This is a genomic window from Microcoleus sp. Pol17C6, assembly GCF_036701145.1.
Classification (GTDB): Bacteria; Cyanobacteriota; Cyanobacteriia; order Cyanobacteriales; family Microcoleaceae; genus Microcoleus.
Window position 1 is genome coordinate 124870 of sequence record NZ_JAUBQH010000007.1, and the last position, 14744, is coordinate 139613.

Sequence of the window (14744 nt, forward strand, 5' to 3'; positions counted from 1 at the left end):
TGGTTTAACCGGGAGCTATACTAGCAGCCAGTTTATTCTGACAAACCCCGCTATTCTCGTCACCAGTTTATTTGCACCTACCTATTTATCTAGGGTCTAACTCTAGATAACTCAAAGTATCGGTCACTGGTCAGTGCAGCAATTCCTCTAATTTTTGCTGGTTCCACAAATACTGATAAAGCCCTGTTTCCCCTACCAATTCAAGGTGAGTGCCGCTCTGAACTATTTCTCCTCTCTCCATCACAAAAATGCGATCGGCACTAGCCGCTGCCGACATTTGATGCGAGATAAAAATTACCGTTTTGCGATCGGTTCCCGTTGCCAAGTTTCGCAAAATGTCGGTAGCAGTTTGATTGTCAACGCTGGAAAGAGCGTCATCCAAAATTAACACCGGGGCGTCAACTAACAAAGCGCGAGCAAGTGCCGTCCGCTGCCGCTGTCCGCCGGATAAAGTAATGCCGCGCTCGCCGACAACTGTTTTGTACTGCTGCGGAAAGTTGAGGATTTCGGCGTGAATTTGCGCTTGTTTTGCGGCGGCTTCAATCTCCGGCTGTTCCGCTAAAGGGTTTCCGTAGCGGATGTTATTCTTGATGGTAGTGCCGAACAGAAAACTTTCTTGCGGAACGTAGGCGATCGCCCCGCGCAATTCGGTCAATTTTACCTTGGTAATATCCTGTCCGTCTACAAATAACTGACCCGGGTCGATATCGAGCAAGCGTGGCAGCGCATTAGCTAAAGTTGATTTTCCAGAGCCGATCGCCCCAACAATTGCGACAGTTTCTCCCGGTTTTATGGTAAAATCAACATCTTTAAGCGCAGGTATCTTAGCGCCCGGATAAGTATAATTTAGATGGCGAGCCAAAATTTCTCCTCTGACTGGAGTTGCCAGTTCAACTGCATCGGCAGCATCCTTAATTTGCGGTTCCACAGTCAGAATTGATTCGATGCGATCGACACTCACTTCTCCCCGCTGGTAAGCAGTAATTGTGAAACCTAACAGCGCCGTCGGAAACACCAAACGCTCGACATAAATCAGCAACGCCACAAAATCGCCAATGCTAATTTGACCATTAGCAATTGCCCCGCCACCAGCAGAAAGCAGCACCAACAAACTGATGCTTGCCAAACCGCCCAGCAGCGGAAAAATAAAGTTTCTAGTTTTTGCTAATTCCAAATTTGCTGATAGCAACTGTGCGTTTGAATTCCGAAAAGCTCGGCGTTCGTTTTCTTCTTGAGCGTAAATTTTAATTACGGAAATCCCGCTCATATCCTCCTGAATCAAATCGCTCATCGCCGACAATTCCTCTTGCACGGCTAACTGTTGGATGCGAAGTTTGTCGCTAAATAACTGCACCAAAACTAACATTAAAGGATAAACGGCGATCGCCAACAGCGTCAGCCGTACATTAATCCCCAGCATCACCGGCAAAGTCAAAGCATAGGCAAAAGCTGTATTCGCCAAACTCAGCACCGCAAACCCCACCAAGCGCCGAATATTGTCCAAATCTGAAGTAGCGCGGTTAATTAAATCCCCTACCGTATTGGCGGCAAAATAAGACGGTTCTAATGTTAATAAATGATTAAATATTTGCTGTTTGAGGTCAAATTCGACTTGACGCCCGACGCCAAACAGCAAAATCCGCGACGCCATCCGAATTACCCACATAATTGAGGCGAGAATCAGAATTAGTGCCACGAAGTTGAAAACTTCGTCAAATTTAAGCGCAGATTGGAGAGTGTCAACTGCATTCCGAATCAGCAGGGGAATGTAAACGCCCACAGCATTGACAACTAATAGCGAAAAAACGCCCCAGAAGGTGGGCTTCCAGTGCGGGCGCATATAAGAGCCGAGTTTTTGCAGTCGAGAATAACGAGCCATTTGTTAGTGCGTAATTTGAGATTGATTGAGGAAAGGAAGAAGGTTCGGCAATGAGCAATGTACGGGATGTAACGGATGGATGCTGAAGGAAGAAGGAGTCTTCCCCAAGGTTTTCAGCAATTAACAACGTCCTAATAGTCTTGGCTGTTGTGTTGCTATAGAAGGTAGAAGTTTGAAAAATAATAGAAGCTCTATCGAAAGGTAGATGACCGAAAACACAAGTTAAGAAATTTTTAATAAAAATTCTGCTTTGGGATAACGCGCCATCAAAATTAGGTTTTGACCTCAACCAAAACCTGATTATATCGATATGTAACAAACCACATTATATCTGTGGCGACACGAGATATGTGGGGACACGGCAATGCCTTGTCCTTAGCCACCGGGAACGATCGCCCAAATCTCCAATCCGTCCCCCCAATCCCCCATACCGTCGAGGCGCGCTACAATCAAAAATCGATCGACTTAGCACTCAGACTCAGAGAGTGCTAAATTTGCTAATGTAAGCGATGGGAGACAAACATGACCAAAATAGTTGCATTTAGCGACAAATCTCGCCGGGCACTAGAACGCGGCGTCAATCAACTCGCCGATGCTGTCCGCATCACCTTGGGCCCGAAAGGCCGGAACGTCCTATTGGAAAAGAAATACGGCAGTCCCCAAATTGTTAACGACGGTATCACCGTTGCTAGGGAGATCGAACTCGAAGACCCCCTGGAAAATGCTGGCGCTCGCTTAATTCAAGAAGTCGCCTCCAAAACTAAAGATATCGCAGGCGACGGCACAACAACCGCAACGGTTATAGCTCAATCCCTCATTCGCGAAGGTTTGAAGAATGTCGCAGCAGGCGCAAACCCAGTCGCGCTGCGCCGGGGTATTGAAAAAACGATCGCCCACTTGGTGCTGGAAATCGAGAAATTGGCCAAACCCGTCGAAGGCAGTGCCATTGCTCAGGTCGCCACTGTCTCCGCCGGTAACGACGAAGAAGTCGGCGCCATGATTGCCCAAGCAATGGAAAAAGTCACGAAAGACGGCGTAATTACTGTTGAAGAGTCGAAATCTCTGACAACGGAATTGGAAGTTGTCGAAGGGATGCAGTACGATCGCGGATATCTTTCTCCGTATTTCGTCACTAACACCGATCGCATGGAAGTTGAGTACGAAAACGCTCGCATCCTGATTACCGACAAAAAAATTAGCTCGATTCAAGAACTAATTCCAGTTCTCGAAAAAATCGCCCGCACAGGACAACCGCTGCTAATTATCGCCGAAGATATTGAAGGCGAAGCTTTGGCAACTCTGGTAGTCAACAAAGCCCGCGGCGTATTGAACATCGCAGCAACGAAATCTCCTGGTTTTGGGGAGCGGCGCAAAGCTATGCTTCAAGATATCGCCGTGCTCACTGGCGGTCAACTGATCTCCGAAGAAGTCGGACTCAGCATCGATACCGCAACCCTAGAAATGCTCGGTACCGCCCGCAAAATTACGATCGACAAAGAAAACACGATCATTGTTTCTGGCGAGGAACACAAAGCTGACGTGCTAAAACGGATCGACCAAATCCGCAAGCAGCTAGAAGCGACGGATTCCGACTACGACAAGGAAAAGCTAACCGAACGCATCGCCAAACTCGCCGGCGGTATCGCTGTAATTAAAGTCGGCGCAGCTACCGAAACCGAGCTCAAAGACCGTAAACTGCGTATTGAAGACGCTCTGAACGCTACTAAAGCTGCTGTGGAAGAAGGTATCGTTGCCGGAGGCGGCACGACGCTACTTCACCTGATTACAAAAATAGATGCGATCAGAAATACTTTAGACAGCGAAGAACAAGTAGGCGCTGACTTGGTTGCTAAAGCTTTGGAAGCTCCTTTGCGTCAAATTGCTGATAATGCCGGCGTTGAAGGTTCCATCGTCATCGAGCGAGTGCGGGCGAGCGAGTTCAACGTTGGCTACAACGCTCTTACCGACGTGTACGAAGATATGATTGCCGCTGGGATTATTGACCCCGCTAAGGTGGTGCGATCGGCTTTGCAAAATGCCGGTTCCATCGCTGGTATGGTGTTGACCACTGAAGCTGTGATTGTCGAAAAACCCGAGAAGAAAAAAGCCGGCGGCGACATGGGCGACATGGGCGGCATGGGCGGCATGGGCGGCATGGGCGGCATGGGCGGCATGGGCGGCATGGGCGGCATGGGCGGCATGGGCATGATGTAGTCTTCAGTCATTAGTCTGTAGTCTGTAGGGTGCGCCATAAGCACCATTGGTGTGAACAAGCGCGTCTTATGTAGTACCCGTCTACTGTTTGAGAATTAGGGCAGCTTATCCCCCCGGTGCCCCCCTGATAGTCCGGGGGGACTTGAAGCTATCAAAGTCCCCCTTTTTAAGGGAGATGCAATGGGAATCGGGACTAAGCTAAAAGCGAAAGTTCTCATGAATTTTAAGCTTAAGTTGGCACCTATGCAGTGCGGGCCTTACCCGATCGATCAACTAAAATCCTTCCCAGAAACCGCGTCTCCCCCTCTCCCCTGATTCTTCAAGACGACGGAGTTACATTGTTGCTGTGCAAGTCTTGAGGAGATTGAAACAGAGTTTCGAGATAAACTCTCGCAGCTTGGCGATAACTGCGCGAAGCTTCAGGCGTACCGCTATCGGCATTCTGCAACAAAAACAGCGATAGGGCCGCGCAAAATACTCGGTCTAGATCCCATTCGGGATGGGTTTCCAGGTAAGTTTTGAGAGAATCGTGCAGCGTTTCGGGAATTTCAGCAAAAATACTGACTGTTGGGTTCATCATTTTTTTTAGTCTCGCTAATAAATTGAAAACAGAACCCCCCTTTCGGCCGGATACAGGTGCAGGCACAGCCGAAATCAGAGCGCTTTTTTTTAGGTCGGTCGCATCATTGTGCGCTATGAGGGGGTGGGTTTGTCAATGTTGCGAAATATTACAAAGTCCTTTACATAAAAAAAAGGTTTACCAAATAATAAGCTTTTCAGGGCATTTTTTGTTACATATCTTTATGTGTTGGGGGGTTTATGAGGAATTAGGCAGCAAGTTAAGGAAATCCCCAATTCCGCAGCAAGATGCTACCGTGCCGTTAATTTCTGTGGAAAACTTTGTCGGATCTGTGGAAAACCTCAGACTTGCCTGTGGAAACGCTGTGGAATGTTTAGGGAAAAGTCAGGGAAAAAATAAGAATTGCAAAGGGCATGGGGCATGGGGCATGGGGCATGGGGCATGGGGCATGGGTAATGGGTGATTGGTGATTGGTGACTGTTGATTAATGTTATTGGTTATTTGTTATTAGCCACTGCAAAGGATTAACAACTGACAACTGACAACAGTCAACAGTCAACTGACTAAGTGCCACTCTGCCGCTTTTTGCCGGATGGTTGCCAATTCTGCAGGCGGTATTTTGTCGAGATTGGCTAAGATAAAGCTCATGCGACCGATCGACTGAAGTTTGTCCCGGTGGCGCGCTAGGAAATCCCAGTAGAAGAAGTTGAAGGGACAGGCATTTTCGCCCGATCGCACTGTGCGATCGAATTTGCACCCCCGACAATAATCGCTCATTTTATTGATGTAATTGGCAGAAGCAGCATAGGGCTTCGAGGCCAACACACCGCCGTCAGCAAACAAACCCATGCCCAGCACATTAGTCTGCATTACCCAGTCATAGGCATCCACAAACGCACTGTGGAACCATTTTTCTAGCTCCTGGGGCGAGATTCCTGCAATTAGACCAAAATTGCTCAAAATCATCAACCGCTGGATATGGTGCGCGTAACCGCTGCCTTCGACTTGAGTTAAAACTTGGCGCAAACAGTTCATATCTGTTTTACTAGCGTCCCAAAAAAACTCCGGCAGCGGCTGAGTGTGGTTGAACCAATTCTTCTCAAAATAATCAGCATCCACGTAAAAATACATACCGCGAATGTATTCTCGCCAGCCCAGAATTTGGCGTATAAAACCTTCGACGCCGTTTAAATTTAAGTTTTTTTCTAGGTAGGCTGTTTCCGCCGCTTGAATAACTTCTAAAGGATGCAGCAAGCCAATATTAAGATATGGAGAAAGTAAAGAATGCCACATTGTTTCCTCCCCCGTTACCATCGCGTCTTGATAAGGGCCAAAAGCGGGGAGACACTGTGCGATGAAATTATCTAATACTTGCATTGCTTGCTCTCGTGTAACCGCCCAACGAAAAGGTTCAATCTTGCCGTAAGTTGGGAAAGATAGAGATTTAACTTGTGCGATAACTTCTTGAGTTATGGCGTCCGGTTCAAACCAGAGAGGTTTCGGTGTATCCAGTTTTCCTTTTGGTGGCTGACGATTTTCTTTGTCAAAATTCCACTTCTCTCCTATAGGTTTATTGCTGCTATCCATTAAAACTTGAAAACGTTGGCGGCTGGCTCGATAGAAGTCTTCCATTAACAAACGTTTGCGGCTTGAAGCCCAATCTTTGAATTCTGTTTCTGTCCAGAGGAATTGATTGTTGGGAATCAGGGTTGTTTTGCAGGGGAGTCGCAAGTTGTGAACGATTTGTAAAAAAGGTCGATCGTTCGGAGCCATCACCCGCACTTCGGTGATATTGTGAACTTGTATCCAAGCTTTGAGAGGTGCTTCAAAGTCCTCCGATTTTGTGTAAGTAACTTGCCATCCACCGCCGCGCAATTCTTTAGTGAAGTGCCGCATTGCCGACCAAATTAATACTAATTTTTGTTGGTGGTAGCGCCGCTGTTGAACGTGCTGCCAACATTCAATTAAAATTATAGGTAGGGAGGATTTATCATCTATGCGGTTGAGAGCAGCTTGGTTCTCCCACAGTTGATCGCCTAATATCCAAACGCCAACAGTCATTTTACTTTTTTAGTGAAACTTATTTTTTACTTTTTGTGAGGCCTGGTGGTCTAGTCAAAAAACTTAATTTATTGACAAATCACAATTCATAAGTTTTCAGGTTAGCCTGAAAACTTACTAGAGCATAACATTGATTTCCAAAGATAGGGACACCGACCAGCAAATTTAAATCTTATGTCTGTGTATCCTTCAGATGTTAATAACTTAGTCAGCGTCTCTACTGAAAAAAATTTAATGTGACCGTTATCCCAAAGAACGGTAAAATGTTTATCTAGTTTGCCAGAAACCGCTAAAGCCAGATTTTTTAAATAGCCGTGATATGGTGTGGAAATAATTAATCTTCCTCCCGGATTGAGGCATCTCTTTGCAGTTTTTGCTAGTTCTTTAGGATAAAACAAGTGTTCGATTACTTCAATAGCTAAGACAACATCAAATGAGTTCAAAATATCGGTATCTGGAAGGTCGTAAATATCTGCTTCGATAAACTGACAATCGGGGAAACTTTGACGGGAGATGGCAATTCCGGGCGCAGAACTGTCAACGCCGACAACTTCGCAGCCGTGCTCTGCGATAACGTGACTGAGGCTGCCATTGCCGCAGCCGAGATCCAAAACTCGGAGTTTTGTCTTGCTGGTCTGCTGAAGTGTCGCCAGCATTTCTAAAAGGGGAGATATCAAATATGCGTGATGATATCTCGGACGGTTGTTTGTGTAATAATACGTATAATTGCTAAAGTTTTTTTTCATCGATTAAGCTATGGAGATTATTGCCGAGACCGCGAATTTACGGAGCGTGGGTGCACTGTTTGGGCCAAGGTTCCCCACATTAGGGTTGTCAGAGTTGATCGGCAGCTCGATCGTCTCATTCTTTTTGTTTGACAGGTGAATTATTGTCACTGAATCAATCGGATGGCAAAAGAAATCTTTGACAGGGTGCCAAATCTCACATCGCCCATCTCTCGAAGGCATTCGGAAAGAAAAAGTCCGATCGAGCAGAATTCTCTCTGTACACTAGCCGGAAACCGAACTTTTTGCCTGTTAATTGGGGGCGAGTGCATCTATGCGATTCTAGCTTCAAGCAACGGCGGTATGTCTACCCGACGCTTTTTGCAGCCTGAAAAATGGGCCCCTGGGCGATCGGGTGCCAGTCGTTCCGAGAATTGAGAAGGGAAGTGTGACCGAAATCACAGGCATTTGCGAAACAAATTGCTGAGCATCTTTGGGCTGACACACTTAGAATCGAGATTACTACAGTGGCTTCTATAATTGTGTTTAAATGTTGTTCTGAAGCTGTGTTGTCCCGTCAGCAGAGCCCCCTAGACAGATTCACGCTTTCGGTCTGGTTTATTTCACTTTAATGGTCGCTGTTGGGTGTTGCACCTTAATTTAGATATTTCCTATGGTTAAGTTAGGTCAATCCTCCTTTCGCCGTATTTTACTGTCGCGGATTTTGTTGCTCAGCGTACCTGTTCTACTGGTGGGGGAGTATGTTACCTATCGCAAGGCACGCTCGACGCTTCTGGAAACTGCTCGTCAAAACTTGACAGAAAGTGCAGTCAGAAAAGCAGAAACTATTGACCAGTGGGCGAAATCGCTGAAGTCGAATCTGATCGGCGCTTCGGAAAGCTCGATGTTGCAGTCGGTAGATCCGAAGGATTATCAAAAGTTTATCGCGCAATTAGGGCAGCGGTTGCCAGCGCAGGTTGATTGCTTGCAATTGACTAATGTAAAGACAAATCAAGTGATAGCAAGCACTTGCGGGCAGCAGCCGATTCAGTCGTTGCCGGCAAAATTTTGGCCACCCGTACAGCAGCAGCAAACGCTGCTGGACGACAAGAGCGTTTACATCCGTCTGTCCTTACCTCCGCAGCGACAGGGGACAGCAAACGATCAGAAGGTGGCTTTGGGGGCTGAGGGTTTTCCCAATGCGGGTAAAGAAGGCTCCCATAGCCAAGCGAGTTTGGTGTTGAGCGCTCCTGTTTACATTCGTCGGGGCAATACCCTGCAGTTGAGTTATGCTTTGAGTTTGAAGTCGGCCTTGCCTGTGCAAACCAGCGCTCCCAAGGGTTCTTTAGCTGGCTATACGGTGGCGATCGACCAAGATGGGACAATTTTGGCCCACCCTAATGTCAACCGCGTGGGCCGCAATATTGACCAAGAGGCAGACGCCGCTCGACTAAAAAGTATTGCCAAAAGGGCGATCGCAGGCGGAACAGCTTTTCTCCATCTATTTTCCTTTGAAAGAAATGGTGTAGAGTTACTAGCAGGATACGCCGCTATCCCGAGTCCTTCAACTACACAGGAGAACAGCAAGTGGATTATTTTAGCTGTCTCTCGTTTAGATTACGCTCTGTCAGGTTTGGAAGAGATTCAGCAAGTTTTATTTAATTTAATTGTAGGCTTGGTTGCTGCTAGTATCATCGCGACTTTATATCTGTCTCGCGACTTGGCGCGTCCTGTGGAAAAACTGAGAGACTACGCGATGAAAGTAGATACGGAAGCGTCGCAGACAGTGCCCCAAGATTTCCAAATTAGGGAATTTAATCAACTATCAGAAGCACTCAACAGCATGGTGCAGCGCCTCAGATCCTGGGCCAGAGAATTGGAAGTCGCAACCAAAGAAGCGCAAGTTGCCAATCAATTAAAAAATGAATTTTTGGGGAATATTTCTCACGAATTGAGAACGCCGCTCAACGGGATTATTGGTTTTATTCAAATTGTGCGGGACGGCTACTGCGATGACCGAGATGAAGAAATGGAATTTTTACAGCGGGCTCACGACTCGTCCATGCAATTGCTCAATATTATTAATGATATTTTGGACATTGCTAAAATAGAATCCGGCACCTTCTCCATGATGTTAGAAGTAGTTGACATTACCCAGGTACTTGAAGACGCGATTGATTTGCAATCGGCTCAAATTGAGGAAAAAGGCTTGAAGTTAAGTTTGCCAGAGCCTCATGATCCGATTATTGTTCATGCCGATCCAGAGAAGCTAAAACAGGTGTTTTTAAATGTTTTGAGCAATGCCGTTAAGTTTACAGAGTCCGGCAGCATTAAGATATCTGTGCGGCTAGAATCCAGGACTAATTCTGGTAGTTTTAACGGCAGTGGTGAAAGTATGACGGGTCCTAGCGGTCAAAGCGATTGGGTGGTGGTGACAATTAAAGATACGGGAATTGGTATCGATCCCGAGCACCAGCAGAAATTGTTTCAACCTTTTGTGATGGCTGATGGTTCTACAACTCGCAGGTTTGGCGGTAACGGTTTGGGCTTGGCTATCTCGCGAAGGATCATGGAATCTATGATCGGAAGCATTACCCTGCACAGCGCGGGCGTGAATCAAGGTACTACGGTGATGATTTCTTTGCCTGTCAATCAGCAGTCAAGTTTTTATTTTCACAGCCCCGACTTAGTAACGGAAAAGGGAAATTTCAAAAGTTGAGGAGTGATTTTCCCAATCTAAAATCTAAAATCTAAAATCTAAAATCTAAAAGGGTATTAGGGGCTGTCCGCCGAGTTCTAGGGATTTGCTCAAAGTGCTGAGAATGCGGATTAATTCGACGGAAGCCGCGCCCGAAGAGGTAAGACAGGGGGTATTTGTTTGCACGCAGTTGAGGAAGCGATCGCACACTCGCCTCAGCGGTTCTACTTGTTCTAAACTCAACACTTCGCGATGTCTGATGCTTGTTGGCTGCGGCGCGATCCTCTTCGTTGGCGTAGCCCCCGTAGGGGCGGGCTTCGCTAACGCACTTTCAAAAGAGTTATTCTCTTCGCCTCCCCAATCTGAATGGCCGCGCTGCAAAATCAGGGGAGTTTCTGGCGACATTTCGTCAAAAATCAAGGTTCCCAAACTGCCAACAACTGTTAAGCGGCGTTGTTTGTCAGGATTTAGCCAGCACAGATGAATAAATGCTTGAAATCCGTCGGGATAGGTGAGCGTTACCCAAACTAAATCTGCTAGTTTTTCCGCAGGATTATTAGTCAGCAGTGAAGGAGAAAATTGATTTTCAATTTCTGCTGCTTCTTGATTTATTCCTTGTTCCTTGTTCCTTGTTCCTTGTTCCTTGTTCCTGACATCCATTACATCCGTTACATCCGTTACATCCGTTACAGAATCCGTTGCCGAACTTCCTTCTTCCTTCGGAAATACAGTACCCATCGCCCTTACTTCAATTGGCGTTTGTTCCAACCAAGTATTGAAAATAGCGATATCGTGAATGGCCAAGTCCCAAAGGGCATCAACGTCATGGCGAACCGGTTCAAAATGGGTGCGTTGGGCGTAACCGTAGCGCAATTTTCCGAGTTGATGCTGTTGAATAATTCTTTGGCCTCGATCTACTGCTGGATGAAACAGATAAGTGTGGTCAACGAAGAGTTGCCGCTGCTGTTTTTCGGCTAATTGACAGAGTTCTATTGCTTCAGTGAGGTTGAGGGCGAGGGGTTTTTCTGCTAAGACGTGGTAGCCTTGTTTCAGCGCTGCTGCTGCGAGGGTGTAGTGTGTGGAAGCTGGAGTGGCGATCGCCACAGCTTGCAGTCCCGGCAAGGCTTGCACTTGAGACCAATCGGTAGCTAGAATCACCGAGGCATCAAGATTAAACTGTTTTTGAACCGCCGCCAATGAATCTTGATTCGGGTCTACCACCGCTAAAACTTCGCTGTTGGGATGTTCCAGAAAGTTGCGAATTAAGTTAACTCCCCAGCGACCTGCACCCAATACAGCTATTCCGATTTTCATTGATTATAATTTCAAAAATCGCACACAAATTATAGCATATTTTGTTATTATTATCTATGTTTTAACTCAAAAAAATCACTGTTGACTGTTGGCAGTAGTTATTGGTTATTGGTTATTGGTTATTGGTTATTGGTTATTGGTAGCAGCTAATAAATAACCTATAACTGATAACACCAGTCAACAGCCAACAGTCAACAGTCAACTGACTACTCACTACCAACTAATTTATTGAAAGCTACCTGAGCCGCTGCTTGTTCGGCCGCTTTGATCGATCGACCTTTTCCCTCTGCTACCAACTTTCCCTGAATGAGAACTTCTGCGGTAAAACGATCCTCTCCGCCCTGCACTGTCCCGGTTTCTTGCACGCTATATTTGGGCAAAGTTTTGTATTTGCCTTGAGTCAACTCTTGGAGAGCAGCTTTGTAGTTTTGGCGAGCAGGATCACTGCGGATTTCGGTTGCTAAGCGTTGAAAGTGAGAATCTAGCCAAGGGCGAATTAATTCTAAGCTGTGGGTACTCAAATAAAGCGCAGCCAGTACCGCTTCCAAAGCATCTGCCAGTCGGGGTTCAGCGCCTGTTTTGTCCGAGGCGGCACTGCTGGAAACAATTAAATAGCGATCGAACCCGTAACTTTCAGCGATTTTAGCAAGAATGCGATCGCTCACCAAGATCGATCGAATAGCAGCAAATTCCCCCACTGTACAGTCGGGATAAATCTCAAACAACAATTCCGACGCCGCCAGCCGCACAACTGCATCCCCGACAAACTCTAGTTGCTCGTAATTTGCCTTAGCTGACGCGCTCGCATGAGTCAAAGCTAAATCGAGGAGATGCCATTTTATCGAAGCATCCTTCGTCAGCCCCAATTTTTGAATTAATGTTTCAAGTTGCTTTTGGCGACCCGGATAAATCATACCATTTTAGATTTTAGATTTTAGATTTTATATTTTATAATTAATTGCAAATTACGGATGACTATCCGGGCTTGGAGATTGTCTAAAGTTGCATGATTTTTAAAAAAGGGGATCAGATTCATATCACTAAAAAGCTTTTTATTAAAAAACTAAATAGTCCTGCCGGTGCTTATAGTCCGCTCTGTCAAGGTGTGAAGAAGTGGCTCAAACGCGGGAAATCTCTGCTTCGGGCGATCGATAAATCTTCTTTATTTGATAGATAATTAGCAATAAATAACATATCAAGAATAAAGCTCAACGGTTACGATGACGCAAACACCTTAACTACACCTTGACAAATATGCCCTAAGCACATTACCCAAATTTGGGTGGGGAAAGAGTCGGACATAAGCCGGGTTCTGTTCTCTCAACTGCAAGCAGTTTTCGAGGGCAGTTATCTATCTGGGGCGCCTGTTACCAGACGCCTCAAGCGGTACCAAAAAACGGAACTGGTAAAAAACCAACCATAGTTCCTCCGACCTTGCTCCCAACTGGGGTTTACCGAGCCAGCACCTCTCGATGCTGCTGGTGCGCTCTTACCGCACCTTTGCACCCTTACCCCCTAACACTTTGCGATTTTCGATGCTTGATTTTTGATTCAATCTCAAATCTCAAATCTCAAATCTCAAATCGGGGGGCGGTATCTTTCTGTGGCACTATCCTCACGATCGCTCGCACTGGGCGTTACCCAGCAAGTTTGGTTTTTCGGGAGCCCGGACTTTCCTCAGACAAGCTTTCGCTCATCCGCAACCGCCTGCGCCTACTTTTTCCCCAGATTTATTGTACGCGATCGTTCGTCAATCAATTTGGGATTTGAGATTGAATATTTTAACTTGTCGCCCACTTAATTTGGACATTTGTGTTTATTCAAACTCTTGTACGGTGGGCCCGAAAGCCCGCCCAACAATTAACTTTCCCTGCAACTCCCCTTAAAATCACTCACGGATGAATCAGGAGGATAAAAATTTGGCAATTATCATCCAAGGATTTATCGCACGGATTCAACTAGGGGCAGGAAACCTTTTTACCTAACAGGATTTGGAATTTTTCAATATTCAATCCTAAATCTCAAATCTTCAATTCGGTTACTTTAATGAGTCATCTTTGATAGTAGAAAAATTATCAAACCAGCCGCGCCGCCAGAAAAAGTAAACTAAACCAGAGGCGATAGCTAGCATAATTGCCCAACAAAGTGGATAGCCAAAATACCAATTCAGTTCGGGCATATTCCAGGGCGATTTCTCTGTATTGAAATTCATCCCGTATACTCCAGCCACAAAAGTTAGAGGAATAAAGATACTCGAAATAACCGTCAGCAATTTCATGATTTCATTCATTTTATTACCAACAGAAGACAAGTAAACATCCATCAAACCCGACGACAACTCTCGATATGTTTCCACCATATCCATCACCTGCACTGTGTGATCGTAACAGTCGCGCAGGTAAATTCGCACCTCTGGACTAATTAAATCACTGCTATCTCGAATTAAAACATTAATTGCATCCCGCTGCGGCCAAATGGCGCGGCGCAGAGTCAGCAATTCTCGCCGGATTTTATAGATCTTTTCCAGGGTTTTACGGGTGGGGTTCACCACCACTTCATCCTCTAGTTCTTCAATGCGCTCTCCATAAACTTCTAATACAGGGAAGAATCCATCTATAATCGAATCTAACAGAGTATAAGCCAGATAATCTGCTCCGTGTTTGCGAATCATTCCTTGTCCTTTACGAATGCGATCGCGCACGGGACCAAAACAATCATAGTCGGGTTCTTCCTGAACAGTTAGCAGGTAATGCTTGCCCAAAATAAAACTTACTTGTTCTTTATGAAAAGTATCTGCTTCTGGATGCAGCATCACCATCCAAGCAATGATTAAAATGTGTTCTTCATAATCTACAACTTTCGGTCGCTGGGGAACATTAACTACATCTTCCTGAGCCATTACGTGCAAATTAAATACTTCGGCCATTTGCCGCCAAGTTTCTTTGTTTCCTAATCCCAACATATCAACCCAAGAAACAGATGCTGTATCTAAATACGCAGCACCTTCTTGAGGATTTGCCAAGTGAGCGCGAGTAGCTGCTGTTTCGCAATAGTCAATTAATACAATCTCGGGAGGTGGCGCATCGGGTTCTAAGTCGAGAGTTCCCGGCGGAGCCCCCTGATCGTCATAAAAATAGTCAACGTAGGAATCATCATCATCCTCATCTTTAATTGGTTTGGCAACGGCATTAGAAGTATGTATGCTTTTGTATACCATGCTAATATTCCTGACTTTTACAACCTTTAATTAGATTATCATTTTTATCGTGCAAC

General features: G+C 45.8%; 12 protein-coding genes and 1 other RNA gene. 5 read left to right on the forward strand and 8 right to left on the reverse strand.

The genetic code is table 11. The features are described 5' to 3' along the window. Positions 1 to 130: 130 nt before the first annotated feature. A complete protein-coding gene (locus QUA25_RS06050; protein WP_333036351.1) occupies positions 131 to 1879 on the reverse strand; it encodes an ABC transporter ATP-binding protein in 1749 nt (582 codons plus the stop codon). Positions 1880 to 2212: 333 nt separating this feature from the next. On the opposite strand from QUA25_RS06050, the gene QUA25_RS06055 reads away from it, so the two are divergent. Next, positions 2213 to 2371, forward strand: a complete 159-nt coding sequence (locus QUA25_RS06055; RefSeq protein WP_333036352.1) for a hypothetical protein — start codon at positions 2213 to 2215, stop codon at positions 2369 to 2371. Positions 2372 to 2401: 30 nt separating this feature from the next. Further along, positions 2402 to 4093, forward strand: coding sequence for a chaperonin GroEL (gene groL / locus QUA25_RS06060; protein ID WP_333036353.1), 1692 nt, complete (start codon positions 2402 to 2404; stop codon positions 4091 to 4093). 319 nt (positions 4094 to 4412) lie between these two features. Here the strand turns inward: groL and QUA25_RS06065 are convergent, their stop codons facing one another. After that, positions 4413 to 4670, reverse strand: a complete 258-nt coding sequence (locus tag QUA25_RS06065) for a DUF2811 domain-containing protein (RefSeq protein WP_050813024.1) — start codon at positions 4668 to 4670, stop codon at positions 4413 to 4415. A 211-nt stretch (positions 4671 to 4881) separates the two neighbouring features. Between QUA25_RS06065 and QUA25_RS06070 the strand changes: the two genes are divergently transcribed. Beyond that, positions 4882 to 5136 carry a hypothetical protein gene (locus tag QUA25_RS06070; RefSeq protein ID WP_333036354.1) on the forward strand — a complete coding sequence of 85 codons (255 nt, stop codon included), beginning with the start codon at positions 4882 to 4884 and terminating at the stop codon, positions 5134 to 5136. A gap of 92 nt (positions 5137 to 5228) precedes the next feature. Here the strand turns inward: QUA25_RS06070 and QUA25_RS06075 are convergent, their stop codons facing one another. Both QUA25_RS06075 and QUA25_RS06080 read right to left on the reverse strand, forming a co-directional pair. Beyond that, the gene (locus QUA25_RS06075; RefSeq protein ID WP_333036355.1) at positions 5229 to 6734 is read right to left on the reverse strand and encodes a cryptochrome/photolyase family protein; all 1506 of its coding nucleotides are present in this window, start codon (positions 6732 to 6734) and stop codon (positions 5229 to 5231) included. Between the two features lie 101 nt (positions 6735 to 6835). Further along, positions 6836 to 7480, reverse strand: a complete 645-nt coding sequence (locus QUA25_RS06080; protein WP_333036356.1) for a class I SAM-dependent methyltransferase — start codon at positions 7478 to 7480, stop codon at positions 6836 to 6838. Positions 7481 to 7642: 162 nt separating this feature from the next. Here QUA25_RS06080 and QUA25_RS06085 point away from each other — a divergent pair, with 162 nt between their 5' ends. Beyond that, a complete protein-coding gene (locus QUA25_RS06085) occupies positions 7643 to 7897 on the forward strand; it encodes a hypothetical protein (protein WP_333036357.1) in 255 nt (84 codons plus the stop codon). 235 nt (positions 7898 to 8132) lie between these two features. Next, positions 8133 to 10178 carry a sensor histidine kinase gene (locus QUA25_RS06090; RefSeq protein WP_333036358.1) on the forward strand — a complete coding sequence of 682 codons (2046 nt, stop codon included), beginning with the start codon at positions 8133 to 8135 and terminating at the stop codon, positions 10176 to 10178. Positions 10179 to 10223: 45 nt separating this feature from the next. Here QUA25_RS06090 and QUA25_RS06095 read toward each other — a convergent pair whose 3' ends face one another. The 4 genes from QUA25_RS06095 to corA all read right to left on the reverse strand — a co-directional run bounded on the left by QUA25_RS06095 (position 10224) and on the right by corA (position 14688). After that, positions 10224 to 11471, reverse strand: a complete 1248-nt coding sequence (locus tag QUA25_RS06095) for a Gfo/Idh/MocA family oxidoreductase (protein WP_333036359.1) — start codon at positions 11469 to 11471, stop codon at positions 10224 to 10226. A gap of 206 nt (positions 11472 to 11677) precedes the next feature. Next, a complete protein-coding gene (gene rnc, locus QUA25_RS06100; RefSeq protein WP_333036360.1) occupies positions 11678 to 12385 on the reverse strand; it encodes a ribonuclease III in 708 nt (235 codons plus the stop codon). Positions 12386 to 12757: 372 nt separating this feature from the next. Continuing rightward, an RNA gene (gene rnpB / locus QUA25_RS06105) (RNase P RNA component class A) lies at positions 12758 to 13191 on the reverse strand. Between the two features lie 318 nt (positions 13192 to 13509). Then, positions 13510 to 14688, reverse strand: coding sequence for a magnesium/cobalt transporter CorA (gene corA / locus QUA25_RS06110; RefSeq protein WP_333036361.1), 1179 nt, complete (start codon positions 14686 to 14688; stop codon positions 13510 to 13512). Positions 14689 to 14744 lie beyond the last annotated feature (56 nt).